Genomic DNA, 15,187 nt, shown 5'->3' with positions numbered 1-15,187 from the left:
GGCGTTAATCGCCCGAGTCAGCGTCTCCGTCGGACGTTTCCGCCGGTTGCGTACCCATTCCCTCGGGCCACCCCGGCGGCTTCGCCGCGGAGGGTTCAGCGTACTCGCGTTTTACTACCATCGGCGTGCGCTCCAAGCTCAACACGAGGTCGTCGTGTTGGTTGTACGCCCGCAGTTCCGTCTCGACGATCCCGACGTGATCGCGGGACTCGAGTTCGCGCTTCGAGAGGACCTCGCTCTCGGCGAAGATGGTGTCGCCGTGGAAGACAGGGTTGTGGTGGCGAATATCGTCGTACCCGAGGTTCGCGGTGGCGTTGACCGAGACATCGACGACGCTCATTCCGACGGCCGTCGAAATGACGACGAGCCCGTTGACGAGGCGCTCGCCGAACTCCGTCTGCTCGGCGTAGGCCTCGTTGAAGTGCATCGGGTTGAGGTTCATCGTCACGTTGGTCAGCCAGACGTTGTCCGTCTCGGTGATCGTGCGGCCGAAGGGGTGCTTGTAGATGTCGCCGACTTCGAAGTCCTCGTAGTAGCGGCCGTGCCAGCCCGCTACCAGTCGTTTGTCCGCCGCTGCGTCCGATTCGGTGGTGTCGTCAGTGTCGTTCGTCATCGGTGTGAATCGTTGGGGGTCGTTTTAGGACGGTTGGGAATCGTTTTAGTACGAGCGGGGCAGCCCGAGTACGTTCTCGCTGATGTAATTGAGGACGAGCTGTTGTGTGATCGGGACGATCCGCGTGAGCCGGGCCTCGCGGAAGTACCGTTCGACGTCGTATTCGCGAGCGACGCCAAACCCGCCATGGGTCTGGACCGCGGCGTCCGCCGCGGCGAAGGCCGCCTCCGCCGCCCGGTACTTCGCGGCGTTCGCCATCGCGCCGGTCTCCTTCTGGCTGGCGGTCTCGATCGTCTCAGCAGCACCGTACAAGAGGTGTTTCGCCGCCAGCGTCTCGGTGTAGGCCTCCGCGAGTGGGTGCTGGATGCTCTGGTTCGACCCGATCGCACTGCCGAAGACTTCCCGCTCGTTTGCGTACTCGATGCCGCGCTCGAGCGCGGCCTCGGCGAGCCCGACACACTCCGCTGCGATGGCCAGTCGCTCCTCGTTGAGGCCGTCCAAGACCTGATAGAACCCGCGCCCTTCTTCGCCAATGAGCCGGTCTGCGGGCAGTCGGAGGTCCGAGAACCACATCTCGTAGGAGTGGACGAAACCGCTGGCCGTCTTCGGAATCTGCTGGATCTCGAGTGCGCCCTGATCGTACGCGTCGTCGATGTCGACGAGGAACATCGAGATACCCGCCGTTCGTTTGTCGACGTTCTCGCGCGGCGTCGTCCGGGCCATCAAGACGAGGTAATCCGTCGCGTCGACTCGCGAAATCCAGATCTTCTGTCCGTTGATGACGTACTCATCGCCGTCCCGTTCGGCGCTGGTCTCGATCGACGTCGAATCGGAGCCTGCGTTTGGCTCCGTGAGGCCGAACGACTGGATGGCGACCTCGCCATCGGCGACTTTGGGCAACAGCTCCGATTTGAGGTCTTCGTCGGCGTACGTGACGAGCGGCGTGCTGTTGTAGATCCCGCCGTGAACCGCCTGCGCAGCGCTGAATCCGCCACCGTTCGCGGCGATCTCTTCCATCATGACGGCAACTTCCGACGTGGTCATGCCGGCACCGCCGTACTCTTCTGGAATCAGGATTCCCAGCCAGCCGTGATCGCTGAGCGTCTCGACGAATTCATGCGGATAGTCCTCGGCGTCGTCTCGTTTCCGCCAGTACTCCGCATCGAACTCCTGACAGATCTCCCGGATGCTGTCCCGGACGAGCGTCTGTTCGTCGGATAGCGGTATGCTATCCCGCCACGAGTGAACCATACCAATTCACGACCGAGCGAGACCATAAATCATGTGAAAGCGCAGACGGCCGGGGCGGGCTCGCAGCGTTCGTAAGCAACCGTCACTCTCCTGAAAGCGGAGCGGATGCGTCGTTCGACCATTCGGAACGCACGGCTCGAGCCGGCTGCAAGCGAGTTTCCGAAGTTCGTAGCTACCTTCGCCGCCAACGGAGGATACCAGACGAGGGCGGTGGGGCCGCGACCCGTTCTGCTATCCGGAACGCTTAATGCGGTAACTGCGATAGCGGTTCGCATGACCGAGTCCCACGATCGCGAGCGGGTGAAAACGACCGAAACCGCCTTTCGCATCGTCGAGTTGCTCACGGAACGAGACGGCATGCGGTTGTCCGACCTCGCTCGAGAGCTCGATCTCGCCAAGAGCACCGCTCACCGGCATTTATCGACCCTGACGGCGCTCGAGTACGTGACGAAGGAGGACAACGTGTATCGGACGGGATTGCGATTTCTCGAGATCGGTGAACAGACGCGGACGCGATCCGACGCGTATCAGTTGGCGGAAGAGAACGTAGCGGACTTAGCCGCCGAGACCGAAGAGCGGTCACAGTTCATTGTAGAGGAGCACGGTGAGGGAGTCTACATCTTCAGAGCAACCGGGGACCGGGCCGTTCACACGGACTCGGAAATCGGGAAGCGGATCCCGATCCACGCGACCGCGGCGGGGAAAGCGATCCTCGCCAGCCTTTCGGACGAGCGCATCGAGGAGATCATCGACCGACGGGGATTACCGTCGTTGACCGAGCACACGATCACCGACGAGGAACACCTCTGGACGGAGCTAGAGGAGGTCCGCGATCGAGGCTACAGCATCAACGACCAAGAGAACACGAACGGACTGCGAGCGATCGGCGTCCCCGTTCGATACGAAACCGGCGAGCCGCTCGGCGCGTTGAGCGTCTCCGGACCGACGCATCGGTTCCGGGGAACTCTGTTCGACGAGACGCTCCCGAAGCTCCTCCTCGGCACCGCGAACGAACTCGAGCTCAACATTCAGTACTCGTAACTCGACCCGGCCTGTTCCGGCTGTAGACGATTCGTTCCGTCGTTCTTCGTCCGCGCGTTCGATCGATGGATCGTGTCCACCTCGATCGCCAGTGTGTGAACCTCTCACGCCCAGAGGGGAAGGTATATGTGGCCGTCTCGCTCCTATGTGACCATGGCGACGGAATCCGCTACTATGCAGTGTTCGGACGTTGCGGCGTTCGTTTCCGCCCTGTCCTTCGAGGATATTCCCGATGACGCCGTCCGTCTCGTCGAGCGGGCGGCTCTCGATACGGTCGGTGTTACGCTCGCCGGCACCGGTACCGATACCGCGGCGCGAGCCGCCTCAGCGGTCGGGTTCGACGACGGTGACACGACCGTGCTGGGCAGTGACGGATCACGACCGCTCTCTGACGCGGTATTCGTGAACGCGACGGCCGGCCACTGTCTAGATTTCGACGATGTCGCGCTAGCAGCGATGGACGGCCACCCGAGCGTTCCGATGGTCGCACCGCTGTTGGCCGTCGGAGAGCGACGCTCGGTGACCGGTCGAGATCTCATTACCGCGTACGTCGCCGGGTTCGAGACGCAACGATACGTTTCACGGCCGATTAGCCCCACACATTACGAAGACGGCTGGCACGCGACGTCGACCGTCGGGACCTTCGGGGCTGCCGCGGCCGTCGCACGGTTACTCGAGCTCTCCGACGCGGAAGTCGCTCACGCGTTGAACGTCGCCGCTTCGATGCCCGCAGGACTCAAACGCAACTTCGGCTCGATGACGAAGCCGATTCACGTCGGTCAGGCCGCGCGATCGGGGACGACCGCAGCGCTGCTCGCCGCGGAGGGTGTCACCGCCGATGACGCCGCCATCAGCGGCGACCGCGGGTTCCACGACCTCTATAGTAGTACCGAGCCGGCCGTCGACCGCCTTCCCGACCTCGGTTCCGACTGGGCGCTGGTCGAGGACGGCATCGACGTCAAGAAATACCCGTGCTGTTACTACACGCACGCCGCGATCTACGGTGCGGCCGAACTCGCGGCGGAGCGAGATGTCGACCCGACGGAGATCGAAACGGTACACGTGACGGCATCGCAAGGCGCGGCCGACGCACTCCACCACACGGACCCCTCGACAGGGCTCGAGGCCAAGTTCTCGATGGAATACGTCGTCGCCCGCGCGCTCGTCCACGGTCGGGTCGGCTTGGCTGCGTTCGACGACGACCGAATCGACGACCCCGACGTACAGCGCGTCCGAGAGCGCGTCTCCTTCGAGACGGATCCGACCGTCGACTACGATTCGAACGCCGCACAGATCACTCTCACCACGTCGTCAGGTACGGAATACGAACGCGTTCGAGATCGTCCCCCGGGAACACACGCCGACCCGCTCACCGTCGATGAACTCCACGAAAAGTACCGCATGTGCGCCGACCGCGTACTGGACTCTGATACGACCGAAGCGACCCTCGAGATGCTCTCCGACCTTCGCACCGTCGAGGACACGACCGAACTGCTCGCGCACTTCTGATCGGTGTTGCTTCCTCTCGTCGGGCTCGATCGTACGTCGGTCGGTGAGGGATCGCGCCCCAGGATCGTCTCGGCGACCTTTGACGGCGAATCACCGCTTCGAACGACGATGCGACTGTCTCTCGCTCAGTCGGGAGATACCGTGCTAGTTGCTACAAACGATACGTAAGCGGAGACTGGTCGCGACGCGAGACACAAACGCCACGATCGAGGGCTTTTATGCGGGTTTGATGGCGTATCGCACCGCTCCGAACGCTACGTCGCCCGAACAACGACCGTCTCTGTCATAACCGTTGTTCTTGTGTAGTTGTCCAAGTGTAACGAAATAGCATTCTGAGAATGTGTTTATACATCGACAGTGACGGAGATAGACGCCAGACAGTTCGAAGCCGTCGGCAAGTCCGCGTCGACCGTCCGCTTCCGTACAGGGTTGCCGTCGGAGATGCACCTGAACCGATTTCCGTTTCCCGCTTATGCTTCCGTTAGAGCGGACCGAACGAGGGCATGTAGTTGCTCCCCCTGTCCCGTCGTTGCCGCCTATATCTCCGTGATAACGGCGTGGTCCCCCTCGATAGCTTGCGCGTCCTCGTCGAGCAGCGCCACGACGAGATACGGCACGTACGAGTGGAAATACTCCACGACCGCCGCGATCCGCTCGGAGTCGATCGCCTCGAGCGAGTCGAGTACCATGAACGGGACCGTCTCGTAGACGTCGTGGACGAGATAGCCCGCGAGCGCGAACACGAGGCCCGTCACTTCACGTTCGCTTTCACTTAGGTGATCGATCGTGTCCTCGTAGGCCGCGCCGTCATCGGTGCTGCGCACGATCTTAAGGTCGAACGACGATTTCGATACTTTTCGGCGTCCCTCGCGGACCTCGCGTTCCGTCCGATCGATCCAGATCCGATCGAGATTGTCGTAGCCGAGCGTTTCGCGGAGGTTCTCCATGTGCTCGTTGAACGCTTCAACCGCGTCCGCTTCGATCTGATCGATTCGCGTGCGTAGATCCGTCAGTTGATCGGTGGCGTCTTCGCGACGAGCGTTGAGGTCTTCCCGCTCGGTGAGCCGACTCTCGATCGTGTCGATCTCTTCTTCGAGTTCCTCTCGCTTTTGCTCTTTGCGCTCGAGTTTGAACTCGAGCTGGTTGACCTCTTTATGCTGCTCGAGGACATCGCTGTAATCCTCGGTCTCGAGGCTCTCGACGTCGGCCTCGAGGTCGTCGATCTCGTCGGTGAGTTCCTCGCGGTCGTCGGTGAGCTCCTCGACGCGGTCACTCCGGCGCTCGATCTCGTCTTCGGTCGACGTGAGGCGTTGCTGCGTCTGGCGATACTCGGTTTGGTTCTCGTTGATCGTCGAGACCGTCTCTCGCCGGTCGCTCAACTCGCCGTTGAGCTCGGATCGCTCCTCGAGTTTCTCCTGTCGAGTGCTCCGGAGTTGCTCGATGGTCGTTTCGATCTGTTCGCGTGCGACCGACGAGCCACACGTCCAGCAGGTGACCGTCTCGGAGTCTTCCAAAAGCTGGTCCGTTATCGGCCCCTCCTCGTTTCGCTCTTCGGCCGGCAGCATCGACTCCTGTTCGTCGAGGAGTTGCTGGTTGAACTGGATCGTACTCTGGAGTTGCGAGATCTCCTCGGAAAGCTCCGCCTTCTCGTCTTGCAGCGTTTCGATCTCGTCTTCGATCCGAGCGACATCGGTTTCGTCGCCCGTCGAGAGCGACTCGAGGCGCTCCCGGATGTCGCTTCGCTCTTCCTTTAGCGCCTCGATGCTCTCGCGTTCGGTCTCGATGCGGTCGCGAACGCGCTCGAGTTCGGAGCGCGTCTCGCGGAGTTCCTCGAGTTTCGTTTCGAGTTCGGACTGTTCCTCTCGGCGCTCCTCGACGTCGACGTTCGTCTCCTCGAGATCTGCCTGCGCCGTCTGTAGTTCGTCTCGGAGCGTCTCGATCTCGTCGGTGACTCGTGTCCGCTTTGCTTCGAGATCGGGGAGCCGTTGTTCGAGCTCTTCCAGTTCGTCGAGTTGCTCGTCGATCTGTCGCTTCCGTTGTTCGTACTGCTCGATCTCGGCCTTGATCGCGCTGGTGTCGACCGGCTGCATGATCAGTTCGCGGAGGTCGTCGCCGCGAGCGACGGCCTGGCGCGCCTCGTTGGACTCGAGCAAGAAGGCGAACAGATCCGCGAGTTCCGGGTCCTCGAGGTAGGGTTCGCCGTCGGTGGCGATCGTCCCGTTTCGGCGCTCGAGCGTCCGGCGGTAGGTCTCGTCGCCGAACTCGAGCGTTGCACGCCCTTCGTTTGCGTCCGCCTTGAGGCTGACCTGATCGCTTCCGAGCGCGGCCATGATTGCCTGCAGCAGCGATGTCCGGTTGGTCGCGTTTCGTCCGGAGAGCACCGTCACCCCTTCGTGGAAGGTGACCTCAGCGTCATCGATGCCGCCGATATTGGTCGCAGAAAGCGTCGCTTCCCGCGGAACCTCTTGGCTACTTGACTCTAATCCGCTTTCCATGGATATCCGTAGTCGCTCCTCTTACATAGGCGTTCTCATCTCATTTAAAGACTGCATCCCGTTTCCGCACCTACTCGATTACTAGAACCGACAGTTACTCCCCACCAACGTTCTCTTTCTGGCAGTCACAGGACCGGTTCTCGAGGAGATCTCTGACGGTGTACTCCCGGAAACAGTCCTCACAGGTCACCGTGACGGAGACGTTCACGGTGAACTCCCCGATGTCGAGGATATCCTTGCGCTCGAGTCGGTCGACAGTGTCCGTCGTGACCGCTGCGGTTCGATTCTGGAGCGCACCGAGTTTCTCTTCGCTCCGCTCGAGTCGTTCCTCGTCGCTCGGCGTCTCGACGGACGCCTCGAGACAGCCGGTTAGATGGTTATAGACCGTCTGGTGGGAGACGAAGTCCGACTCGACTTGTTCGACTGGGACGCCATCGCGTTGAAGTTCGTTCCGCGTCTGTACTCGCGTCCCGCTACTAACGTCGTCGTCAGTGAGGAGTCGGTACGTGTTTTCGATCTCTCCCTCCTTCGGTGGAATGTCCGCGTTCGTCAGCGCTTCTTCCAGAATTCGCTGATTCACGTACGTAGCGAGTTCGCGCGTACTCCGCTGTTCGTCACCGTCGCCGGTCCAGTACGCAACGAGGTCGTCGTCGAGGTCTACCAGTCCGTATCCCTCAGTAACGCGCCCGATCTTACACCCACACGGTGTTTCGGTGTCCGCAGAAGCGGTACGATCAGCCATTACGCCCTCTAGCAAGGGGTGAGTTAAAGGTGTTTCCATCAGAGGGGTTCCAGACAGCTCTAGATCATATCCTATTCTATGTGGATGTATTGATTGATAGTAATATCCACACTTCGGCTCGTATATCCCTTTCAAACATGCTCTTCTCCAAATATACGTAATAAACTCTCAATATACATCGCACTGTTCTCAGCCAGCATACGATTGTCGAACTGTGGATATCACCGGTGGCTCGTCTTTGCATATCCACCACGGACGGACCTCCGTCGCTTATCAGTGTACTGTAGAACGATCACGAGAGAAATCGTTGAGAACTGCCGGACGCCGAGCGGTGTTTACAGATGTATGCGTGTAACAATTTCGCTGGTGGTGAGAGAGCGACGAGTCGAGCGAACGTATTCAGTTACCGAATCGTACGCCTCACTCGCGCTCCTCGCGGTATTCGCTGTCCGCGCTCGGGCTCGTTGGGTGTCTGCCTGCATGATACGGGCGATGCATTATCCATCGGTCAGGCCGGTTAAGAAACACCCACTGAGTTTAGTATCGATATCGCAACCTTCTCATCACTTTTTAATAGAGTTTATACCACGAACGGATTCGGATAGGCCACCGCCTTGCTTGGCCGACCGAACCGGACAACCGGTGGATTTAGAAGTAGCCATGAGATCCGACCGACTCGAGCCGTGGGGACAAGGAAACCGGATTTTAGAACGCAATATGCATCTTCGACGCCTCTGATCCCGTTTCAGCAGTGGCGTTCGTTCGTTACCTCTCGCATACGAACGCCAATGGCCTCGCCCGACAGTCTATCGCAAATAGCGATGGAAGTACGATGTATAGCACTGCAGCAGCGATCAATGCCGGCATTTCGGGGGTTGCTCCATCGACGTTGACCTAGCCTCGCTACGGACGATCTCGAGTGTGATACGGGATCTCGTCTATTTGGAAGTCAATGTGATGATGGAATAGTCTGTTAGTTCACTTTTTGAATGGCTCGTCCTAACAACTTCTATCACGTTTTCCTATATTGTCATGCAGTATCACACACTTCCGGACGAGTCACTGTTTGCGAATCAACCTCGTCGGTGGCAAGCGGGGTGCCGTATTGCTATCACGGCCGAAAGCAGAGTTCTCAGCTCGATTTCCCCGCGCGAGCGCTATCGAACGTTCGAACCACGCTCGCGGCCTGCCTTCGGTCGACCCAGGGACGATCGTGGTCCAGAGCGTCGGCGCTATTTCAGTAGCCTTATACGACCCTCGGTGGCAACTCCAATATGTACGATCTCACAGGCTTCCAACGTGACCTGTTGTACACCATCGCCGGACAAGACGACCCCCACGGGCTCGCGATCAAAGAGGAACTCGAGGACTACTACGAGAAAGAGATCCATCACGGTCGCCTCTATCCGAACCTCGACGAAGTCGTCGATAAGGGACTCGTCGAAAAAGGCGAACTCGACCGTCGGACGAATTACTACACGATCACGGCGCGGGGCCGGCGTGAACTCGAGGCTCGCCGAGAGTGGGAAGACCAATACATCGACGACTTGGTCTCGGACGCAGAGTGACGGCAGGACGTGCTCGGTTTCGGCTACTACCGTAGCGCGGGGTTCGGCGTTCCCTCGTCGAACGACCCTACTCGAGAACGACACTGCCCGCGACCGACGAAACCGACACTGTTTTTTGAGCAGTAGGGCTGGGAACCGATCGACTCTGTTCGCTCTCGGTATCGGCTCCAAACGGTGAGTTCGGTGACGATGACGAACTTGTCCGGCCCGGGCGTTCGGCCCGCAGACTCGCGACTCGAGGAACCGGCGACCACGCTGTTGCGGCCTGGACTCGCGTGGCGCGTCTTCCGGCCGTTCGGCGACGGCGCGTCTCTAGTTGATCGGCTGGTGGATACGGTGCCGTTCGCGGGTAGGTGAGTCCCCGTTAGACCAGTCGAAGACGCGGGGAGTTTCGGAACCAGACTGGCGGTGGTGATACTGGCATTCGGCTTCAGCACCGCGTCGGACACCACGAAGTCGGCTCCCTCGGCAAGCTCGTGGCCTCAACCGTCACTCTTCAACCATGACGAACTCGCCCATATCGTCGACCGTTCCGACGGGCGGTGCGCCGATCATCAGCCAGCGCTGTTCCTCGCCGGTCTCGTTGACGAATTTTCGAGGGGTCTCTGCCGGGAGTCGAACGATCCCACCCTCGGGAACGTCGACGAGGTCGCCGTCGACGGTTACGTGCCCGGGGCCGTCGAGCAGGACGTACACCTCCTCTTGGGACTCGTGTTTGTGATACGGTCCCTCGTCGCCGGGCGGGATCGTACAGGTGTTGAGGCGCATCTCCTCGCACCCGAGCGTCTCGGTCAGTTTCCCGAATTCCATCTCCGACGTCGGGTCCGGGTTCGAGTCGTGAGCGACCGTTTCGACATTCACGAAGCCGTAATCTTCGGACATCGTCATCGCGTTCATGTTGTTCGCCTGACTACAAATACCTATCTCCGGGCACAGCGTCTCGGTTACGGAAAACCAGACGACTCTCAATGTCTGCCACCTACTGGGATGTCCCGTTCGTTTTGTTCCGACCGCGAATAGCGCTCATCCGACAGCAGGGCTTAGGACGGCCACGCACCGCCGTGCGAGGGTCGACAGCGCATCTGCATGATCGACGGGGTCGTACGAGACCTAATCGTTGTGCGAGGCGTGGAGTTTCGTTCTATCACGGAATGCCGTCTCGATTAAGCTTCGAGACCGAGCCAGTTCACAGGGACACCCTAAGATGGACGCGCAACCGGCCGACGCATCGTGAATCCGAGTCGAAAGTCTGGCGGTGGTCCCGCTACCCTCTCACCGAAGACTGACGCTGACGTAATCGGTTTCGGTGTACCCGTGTGGTTATCCGCATAGAGCACGAACCGATTACATCGATGCTTGGCTATGCTTGTATGAATCTCACACTGAGAGAGCACGAGCCGCCGCTGCGATGCAATCGCGGGATGCAAAAGAAAACCTGGGAATCTCGAGGTCTAGACTACGCATCCGAACTCGCTGTGCAGAACTTCGCCGACCTGTACGACATTCTGCGCTGGAACGTCGACCACGACATCTACTTCTATCGCTGTACGTCGGAGTTGGTACCGTGGAACTCCCAGTTCGAACTGACCGAACTGCCGGACTACGACGAGATCGCTCGCATCGCCGCCGATTGTGGTCGGCTCATTCGAGACAACGACGTGCGATTCACATTTCATCCGAGTCACTGGTGCAAACTCGCCAGCGAATCCGCCGATACCGTGGCGAACTCGATTCGCGATCTCGAAATTCACGGCTCGTGGCTCGACTTGCTCGGGCTCCCTCGAACGCCGTACTACAGCATCAACGTTCACATCGGCGCTCACTACAACGACAAGGAGGCGACGGCCGCTCGCTTCCGAGAAGCTGTGGACCGTCTCTCGCCCGCCGCCCGCAAGCGCTTAACCGTCGAGAACGACGACAAGGAGGGGCTCTGGAGCGTCCCCGAATTAACCGAGGCGGTCGCAGAGCCGCTCGAGGTGCCCGTCGTCTTCGATTACCACCACCACCAGTTCACGAGCCGAGGACTCACGTACAGAGAGGGCTTCGAACTGGCCGCGCAAACGTGGAACGACGTGCGACCAATTGCACACTACTCCGAGCCCGCGCAACTGTATGGGCAAGACGCACGTCCACAGGCACATGCTGAGTACGTCTCGTCAGTTCCCGACTGGCTTCTCGACGGTGCGGACGTGATGCTCGAGGCCAAGTCGAAGGAGCGAGCGTTGCTTCAGTACCGAGACGGAACGGAGCCGGCCGTCGGCACGTCGTAGCCGAGACCGACTCTTTCGAGATCGGTTCGCGGTGAGACCGGAGGAAGCGATCGTATAGGAGACGCTGTTCCTTCTTTGGGCGCTCTCTTACTCGAGATGCCCACTACTGTAGCGCCATAAACGGCTCGTTCCCCGGTCCGTTCGCTATGCTTCCCCGTTCGTGGTTTTTTGCAGTTCCAGACATTGCTTGTAGTTTCGCGAGCGCTTTGTTCGGCTTCCATGAACGTCTGTTACGATCCTAATTAGTGGCGATTCGACTCTGGTGGCAACTCCGCCGAACGCGTTACTCGGAGACTTGTCCCGGCCGGCGCGGGACCGAGGGCTCTCGTTGCGACTGTCCCGCCGATTCCGTCGACCCTGTGTCGAACGACGGTTCGTCGGCCGTGTCCATTCCCACGAATCCGCCGAGAGATCGCTCTCGAGACCGCACGATCATCGCGTCGCTGTAGATTCCGATTCTCGGACCAGGTGGTTGTCATCCAGCCTGTGAATGCTGAATGTTCGCGAAGCCTGCTCCCTGTCCGTGAGTCCGGTTCTGAGGATAGTAAGACGTACGCTACACAGACTGAAACGCACCGATCAGCATATTAATTAACGCGGACTACCGCTACCGAAATGTTGCCCGAGTCGATCACCGTTCATTTGATCGGAGATTCCACGATGGCAAGGAAATCGGCGAATGAACGTCCCGAAACGGGCTGGGGAACGCCGTTCTCCCGACGCTTCGATGCCTCGGTAACCGTGACAAACCACGCCAGAAACGGACGCAGTACCCGCACCTTCTTGGAGGAAGGACGCTGGGAGCCCGTGGTCCGTCGCTTAGCCGAGACCCACTACGTGTTCATCCAGTTCGGCCACAACGACGAGGTGCCCTCGAAAGAACAGCACACGACCGAAGAGCGGTTCGTCGCCAACCTCGAGAAATTCGCCGAAGAGGCGCGCGGGAACGGGGCACAGACGGTGCTGCTCACGCCCATTGCGCGCCGTCACTTCGACGAGGAGGGAGCGCCAACAGACACCCATCGGGTCTACTCGGAGTTGGTACGAGATGTGTCACGGGCACGTGACGTCCCGCTCATCGACGCGGACGAGCGGAGTCGGTCACTCCTGCGTGAACTAGGGCCGACGGAATCGAAAGCTCTCTATAACCATCTGCCGCCGGGTGACCATCCCAACTATCCCGAGGGTGTCGCCGATGACACGCACTTCAGCGAGTACGGGGCTCGCCGCATGGCCGAACTTGTACTCGATGGGATCGAGGAACTTGACCTTGAGCTAGCCGCCTACATCAGACAAGACGACCGGTGACCATCCGTCCGTATTACGGGTGCTGGTCCGCGAAGTCGACCCTCGAAGGCGCGTCGTTCCGGCGTTCTCGCTGGAACACTGTCATGTATCGTGCTCGCGTTTCAACGAGAGCGCCGTCCGATCGAACTCGCAGACCAGCGGTTCCTCGGCACCGTCGGACGAGTCCGACGAGGTTCCGTTCGCGTCGCTCACGGGGCGGTCGTTCACCTTGAACACCTCGACGTGCATGGTGACGATACCGCGCTCGCCGTCGCTGGTCTCGCGCTTGTCCGTCACGGTCGACTGAACTCGGATCGTATCGCCGTGGAAGACCGGGTTCGGATGCTCGACGTTGTCGTAAGAGAGGTTCGCGACGATCGTCCCGTCGGTGGTGTCGGGGATCGTGAGCCCGACGGCCAGACTCATCGTATAGAGACCGTTGACCAACCGCTCGCCGAACGCAGTGTCGTCGGCGAATTCGGCGTCCAAGTGTAGCGGCTGCTGGTTCATCGTCATGTCGCAGAACTGCTGGTTGTCGCGCTCGCTGATCGTCCGTCGCTTGTCGTGTTCGATGGTCTCGCCGACCTCGAACTCCTCGTAGTAGCGTCCTGTCATGGCTGGTGATTAGAGGATGGTCCCATGTTTCTTATCGGGTAGGTCCTTCTCGACGGTTTCGTAGAAGGCAAAGCGCTTCTCGAGTTCCTCCCGCAGATTGCTCGGCGGAACGATCTCGTCGATGACGACTTCGCTGGCCATCCGGTGGACGTCGATATCCTCCCGATACTCTTCCCGGAGTTCCCGTTCCACGCGTTCGCGCTCCTCGGGATCGTCGATCTCGGCGAGCTTGCGCGCGTAGACCGCGTTAATCGCCGCCTCCGGACCCATGATCGCGATCTCGCCGGAGGGGAGGCCGATGACGCTTTCCGGGTCGTAGGCCGGCCCCGACATCGCGTAGATGCCTGCGCCGTAGGCCTTCCTGACGACGACCGACTGCTTGGGGACCGTCGCCGAGGAGGTGGCGTAGATCATCTTCTTGCCCTGTTCGAGAATGCCCTCCCGCTCGACCTGCGAACCGGCCATGAAGCCGGGCGTGTCACAGAGGTAGAGCAGGGGAACGTTGTAGGCGTCACAGGTCCAGATGAACTGGGCCGCCTTCTCGGCCGCGTCGGGGAAGATCGCGCCGGCGCGGTGGGCGGGCTGGTTGGCGACGATACCGACCGGTCGGCCGTCAATCCGGGCGAAGGCGGTGACGATCTCCGTGCCGAACTCCGGCCGCACCTCGAGCGTCGACCCGGCGTCGACGATCCGGTCGATGATGTCGAACATGTCGTAGCCCTTGTTGGGCTCTTGAGGAACGATTGCGTCGATCTCTGCCGGGGAGTCGGCGGGCGCTCGCCCGTCCGTTCGTGGCGGCTTCTCATCGCTGTTGTTTGGCAGGTAGCCGATGAGCTTCGCGACGAGTTCCCGGGCGTGTTCTTCGTCCTCGGCGATCAGGTCTGCGCTGCCGGAATACCGCGCGTGTACGTCCGGGCCGCCGAGTTCCTGAAGGTCGATCTGCTCGCCGGTGACCATCTCGACCATTCGCGGGGAAGCGATGGCCATCGCGCTCATGTCTCGGACCATGACGGTGAAGTCGGCGAAGATCGGCGTGTAGGCCGCGCCGGCGATACAGGGGCCGTAGAGCACGCATATCTGAGGGACCCGCCCGGAGAGCATCGAGTGGTTGTAGTAGTACTTCCCGATGCCCTCGCGGTTCGCGAAGAAGCCGGTCTGTTGGTCGATCCGGCCGCCCGAGGAGTCCATCAGGTACAGCACGGGCTTGCCCGTCTTTAGGGCGCGTTGTTGCATCCGGAGGAACTTCTCGACGCCCTTCGCGGCCATGCTCCCACGCTTGACCGTGTAGTCGTTGGCCATAACGTGGACGTCCCGGCCCTCGAACTCGGCGGCCCCCGTAATGAGGCCGTCGGCCGGCAGCCGATCGTCAGTGTCCTCGTCGGCGTTCGCGCCGCTAGGATGCCAGTCGTCGAACGCCGCGAACGTCCCGTCCTCGAAGAGGAAGTCGTCGCCGAACCAGAGGTCGATCCGGTCGCGGACGAATAGCTTCCCCTCCTCTGGTAACTGTTCTTTGTACTTCTCCGGGCCGCCCTCGAGGATCTCGTCGATCTCCTCGAGCAGCGCCGCCTCGCGGGCCGTCGGGCCGAGGTCCGCGTCCGGTTCGGTCCCGGCAGTCGTATCGGGCCCGCCACCGGCCGTCGCGTCGGATTCGCCGTCGTAGGACGCGCTGCCGAGTTCATCACCACCGTCGTTAACGACGGTCACGTCGTCCCGGTACCGCGAGGCCATCGCCTCGGCGATCGCCCGCGCCTGTGCTTCGGTCGCGTCGTCTGAAATTTTCACTCGCATTGTTGGTA

Annotated in this window: 12 protein-coding genes; 5 read left to right on the top strand and 7 right to left on the bottom strand. The window is 60.7% G+C overall.

Features of this window, described 5'->3' with window-relative positions; genetic code table 11:
- Positions 1-4: 4 nt before the first annotated feature.
- Together ACJ70B_RS20965 and ACJ70B_RS20960 are read right to left on the bottom strand one after the other, a co-directional pair.
- Complete coding sequence (locus tag ACJ70B_RS20965; protein WP_408960371.1) at positions 5-613, bottom strand: MaoC family dehydratase; 609 nt, start codon at positions 611-613, stop codon at positions 5-7.
- A gap of 45 nt (positions 614-658) precedes the next feature.
- Positions 659-1,864 (bottom strand): acyl-CoA dehydrogenase family protein, encoded by a 1,206-nt coding sequence (locus ACJ70B_RS20960; RefSeq protein WP_408960370.1) that lies wholly within the window; start codon positions 1,862-1,864, stop codon positions 659-661.
- Between the two features lie 273 nt (positions 1,865-2,137).
- On the opposite strand from ACJ70B_RS20960, the gene ACJ70B_RS20955 reads away from it, so the two are divergent.
- Both ACJ70B_RS20955 and ACJ70B_RS20950 read left to right on the top strand, forming a co-directional pair.
- The gene (locus ACJ70B_RS20955) at positions 2,138-2,905 is read left to right on the top strand and encodes an IclR family transcriptional regulator (RefSeq protein WP_408960369.1); all 768 of its coding nucleotides are present in this window, start codon (positions 2,138-2,140) and stop codon (positions 2,903-2,905) included.
- Between the two features lie 153 nt (positions 2,906-3,058).
- Complete coding sequence (locus ACJ70B_RS20950) at positions 3,059-4,414, top strand: MmgE/PrpD family protein (protein WP_408960368.1); 1,356 nt, start codon at positions 3,059-3,061, stop codon at positions 4,412-4,414.
- Between the two features lie 536 nt (positions 4,415-4,950).
- Here ACJ70B_RS20950 and ACJ70B_RS20945 read toward each other — a convergent pair.
- Both ACJ70B_RS20945 and rdfA read right to left on the bottom strand, forming a co-directional pair.
- Complete coding sequence (locus ACJ70B_RS20945) at positions 4,951-6,909, bottom strand: archaea-specific SMC-related protein (RefSeq protein WP_408960367.1); 1,959 nt, start codon at positions 6,907-6,909, stop codon at positions 4,951-4,953.
- A gap of 94 nt (positions 6,910-7,003) precedes the next feature.
- Positions 7,004-7,651: a rod-determining factor RdfA gene (gene rdfA, locus ACJ70B_RS20940; protein WP_408960366.1), complete on the bottom strand. Its 648-nt coding sequence runs from the start codon at positions 7,649-7,651 to the stop codon at positions 7,004-7,006.
- Positions 7,652-8,925: 1,274 nt separating this feature from the next.
- Here rdfA and ACJ70B_RS20935 point away from each other — a divergent pair.
- A complete protein-coding gene (locus ACJ70B_RS20935) occupies positions 8,926-9,219 on the top strand; it encodes a PadR family transcriptional regulator (RefSeq protein WP_408960365.1) in 294 nt (97 codons plus the stop codon).
- Between the two features lie 489 nt (positions 9,220-9,708).
- On the opposite strand, the gene ACJ70B_RS20930 is transcribed toward ACJ70B_RS20935, so the two are convergent.
- On the bottom strand, positions 9,709-10,107 hold the full coding sequence (locus ACJ70B_RS20930; protein ID WP_408960364.1) for a cupin domain-containing protein: 399 nt from the start codon (positions 10,105-10,107) through the stop codon (positions 9,709-9,711).
- 464 nt (positions 10,108-10,571) lie between these two features.
- Here ACJ70B_RS20930 and uvsE point away from each other — a divergent pair, with 464 nt between their 5' ends.
- A complete protein-coding gene (uvsE, locus tag ACJ70B_RS20925; RefSeq protein WP_408960363.1) occupies positions 10,572-11,489 on the top strand; it encodes a UV DNA damage repair endonuclease UvsE in 918 nt (305 codons plus the stop codon).
- 615 nt (positions 11,490-12,104) lie between these two features.
- Entirely contained in the window at positions 12,105-12,797 is a 693-nt protein-coding gene (locus tag ACJ70B_RS20920) for a rhamnogalacturonan acetylesterase (protein WP_408960362.1), read from the top strand.
- 81 nt (positions 12,798-12,878) lie between these two features.
- Here ACJ70B_RS20920 and ACJ70B_RS20915 read toward each other — a convergent pair whose 3' ends face one another.
- Positions 12,879-13,391: a MaoC family dehydratase gene (locus tag ACJ70B_RS20915; RefSeq protein WP_408960361.1), complete on the bottom strand. Its 513-nt coding sequence runs from the start codon at positions 13,389-13,391 to the stop codon at positions 12,879-12,881.
- A gap of 9 nt (positions 13,392-13,400) precedes the next feature.
- Positions 13,401-15,179, bottom strand: a complete 1,779-nt coding sequence (locus ACJ70B_RS20910) for an acyl-CoA carboxylase subunit beta (RefSeq protein WP_408960360.1) — start codon at positions 15,177-15,179, stop codon at positions 13,401-13,403.
- Between the last annotated feature and the right edge of the window lie 8 nt (positions 15,180-15,187).

The organism is Natrinema sp. 74, assembly GCF_046097095.1.
Classification (GTDB): domain Archaea; phylum Halobacteriota; class Halobacteria; order Halobacteriales; family Natrialbaceae; genus Natrinema.
This window is presented reverse-complemented; position numbering and strand designations above follow the sequence as displayed.